The organism is Stenotrophomonas sp. 2YAF22, from assembly GCF_052114665.1.
GTDB classification, from domain to species: Bacteria; Pseudomonadota; Gammaproteobacteria; order Xanthomonadales; family Xanthomonadaceae; genus Stenotrophomonas; species Stenotrophomonas indicatrix.
The window spans coordinates 1-2,769 of record NZ_JBFRFE010000588.1 but is presented as its reverse complement, the minus strand read 5'-3'; the positions used below and the strand labels follow the sequence as shown (position 1 = coordinate 2,769).

Genomic DNA, 2,769 nt, shown 5'->3' with positions numbered 1-2,769 from the left:
CCGACGTCGCGCTGGCCGCTCTGGACGCGGCGCTGGCTGCTTCGCCGCCGCCGGCCCAGGCCAGGCTGCTGCGCCAGGCACGGCAGGCGCTGGCCGATGCGCAGCAGCGCGAACTGGATACCCAGGCCCGCTATGCCGCGTTGTTCGACGCCGTGCCCGACCCGGTCAGCATCCTCAGCGCCGAAGGCGTGGTGCTGGACGTCAACCGCGCAGGCATCGTCGCCTACGACCGCCCGCGCGAGGACATCGTCGGCCAGCCGATCGAACTGCTCAATCCCGACCTGCCCAGCGACCATCTGCAACCGGTGTGGGAAGCGCTGAACCGTGGCGACACCTACGTCATCGAAGTGACCAACATGCGCGGCGATGGCAGCCGCTTTCCGGTGGAGGTGCACTCGGCCGGCTTCCAGGACCGCGGCCAACCCTGCATCGTCGCCGTCGCCCGCGACCTGAGCGGGCGCTGGCGCGCCGAGTCGCGCTATCGCCTGTTGATGGAATCGATCGACAAGGGCGTGATCCTGTTCGACCGCGACCTGCGCGTGCTGTCGGCCAACCCGGCCGCACATCGCATCCTCGGCCTCACCGGTGGCGGCGTGGGCTTGAACGCGATGCTCGATCCCGAAGCGTGGATCATCGTCGACGAGCATGGCCACCCGTTGACCCAGTCACAGTGGCCGACCAGCCGCTGTTTCCAGGCCGGGCGGGTGATCCGCAGCACCATCATCGGCCTGTACCACCGCCCGCGCGGACGCATGCTGTGGTTGTCCACCACCAACGTGCCGGTGTTCGGCAACGGCTGCGACCAGGCCGACCATGTCTATGCGATGTTCAGTGACATCACCGAACTGAAGCGCAACAACACCCTGTTCGCGCGCGCGCAGTCACTGGCCCATATCGGCGGTTGGGAGTGGGATCGCGGCCTGCAGCGCCTGTACCTCACCGATGAAGCGCGGCGCATCGTCGGCCAGCCGGCCGACCTGGAGGACATGCCCGACCTGCTGGACTGCCTGCGCAGCGACGACCGCGCCGCCCTGCAGCAGGCGCTGGCCGACACCATCGAACACCGCAGCAGCTTCGGCCTGGAGCTGCAGGGCCAGCGCCGCGATGGCCACTCGTTCTGGATCAGGATGATCGGCGAGGTCTCGGCCGGCGATGTCGATGCCGCACGCATCACCGGCACCGTGCAGGACATCACCGAGCGCAAGCAGGCCGAGGAAACCCTGCGCGTGCAGGCCCGCACCGACCCGCTGACCGGAATCATGAACCGCGATGCGGTGCTGAGCGACCTGGGCGTGCGCATGGACAGCCCCAGCCACGACCGCGTTGCGGTGCTGTACATCGACCTGGACCGCTTCAAGGTGGTCAACGACCTGCTTGGCCACAACGCCGGTGATGAACTGTTAATCGAAGCGACCCGGCGCATCGCCACCGCGATCGGTACCGAAGGCCTGCTTGCACGCTTTGGCGGCGACGAGTTCCTGGTGATCTGCGACCTGCGCGACCAGCCGGACCAGGCCGAACAGCTGGCCGAGCGCATCACTGCGGCGTTCTCGGCACCGTTCCAGCTGGGCAGCGACGAGTTCCCGGTGACCGCCAGCATCGGCATCGCCCGCGCACCGCGCGATGGCAACCGGCCGCAGCAGCTGATCCAGAACGCCGACACGGCGATGTACGAGTGCAAGCGCCGCACCCGCAACGGTTGGCAGGTGTTCTCCCCGGAACTGGCACAGCGCCAGCATGACCGCCTGCAGATCGAGAGCCGGCTGCACAAAGCCCTTGATGGGGACGAGTTCCATCTGGTGTACCAGCCACAGGTCAACCTGCGCAGCGGCGCCACCATCGCCTGCGAGGCATTGATGYGCTGGCACAACACGCAGTTGGGGCAGATGCGCCCGGACCTGTTCATCCGCCACGCCGAGCACACCGGCGACATCGTGCGCATCGGCCAGTGGGCCTTGCGCGAAGCCTGCCGGCAGGTACGTCAATGGCAGGACGACGGGCTCGGCCTGGTGCGGGTGGCCGTCAACGTTTCCTGGCGGCAGTTCGTCGGTGAGGATCTCGCCCGCTGGGTGCGGCAGGTGCTGGATGAGTTCGAGCTGCCCGGCAGCGTGCTGGAGCTGGAGTTCACCGAGCGGGTGTTGATCGAGGATGCGCCAGACACCCTGCGCACCTTCGCCCGCCTGCGCGAAATGGGGGTGATGCTGACCATCGATGACTTCGGCGAAGGCTACAGCGCCCTGAACTACCTGCGCCGTCTTCCCATCCATGGGCTGAAACTGAGCCAGTTGTTCGTCGAAGGCATTCCCCGCAACCGCTCGGATGTGGCGGTCTGCGAGGCAGTCTGCGCGATCGCCCGCAGCCTGGGGCTGGGCGTGGTCGCCGAAGGCGTGGAAACCGAGCCACAACGGCAGTGCCTGCTCGACCTGGGGGTGACCGTCGGCCAGGGCTTCCTGTTCGCCCATGGCCTGCCCGCCGCCGACTTCGAGCGTCGCCTGCGCCGAGCCCGCGAACTGGGCTGAGGCCGGCGGCGCAGTGCACAACGGCGGCTGCCGTCGCTTCCGTTAGAATCGGCGGTTCTTGAACCTGCAGGACCGTGCAATGCAGCTGTCTTCCGTACGTGCCGTGATCACTGGCGGCGTCTCCGGCCTCGGCCTGGCCGTGGCCCAGCACCTGGTTGCCGAGGGCGGCAAGGTCGCCCTGTTCGACCTCAACGACGCCAAGGGCGCGGCCGCTGTTGCCGGCCTGGGGCAGGACAACGCCCGCTACTTC

At 68.0% G+C, this 2,769-nt stretch carries 2 protein-coding genes; both read left to right on the top strand.

Annotated features, from left to right (window positions below):
* Window positions 1-2,519: EAL domain-containing protein (locus AB4Y84_RS18575; protein ID WP_442250626.1), on the top strand; the 2,519-nt coding region annotated here is incomplete at its 5' end.
* 79 nt (window positions 2,520-2,598) lie between these two features.
* On the top strand, window positions 2,599-2,769 hold a 171-nt coding region (locus AB4Y84_RS18570), incomplete at its 3' end, for an SDR family NAD(P)-dependent oxidoreductase (protein ID WP_442250627.1).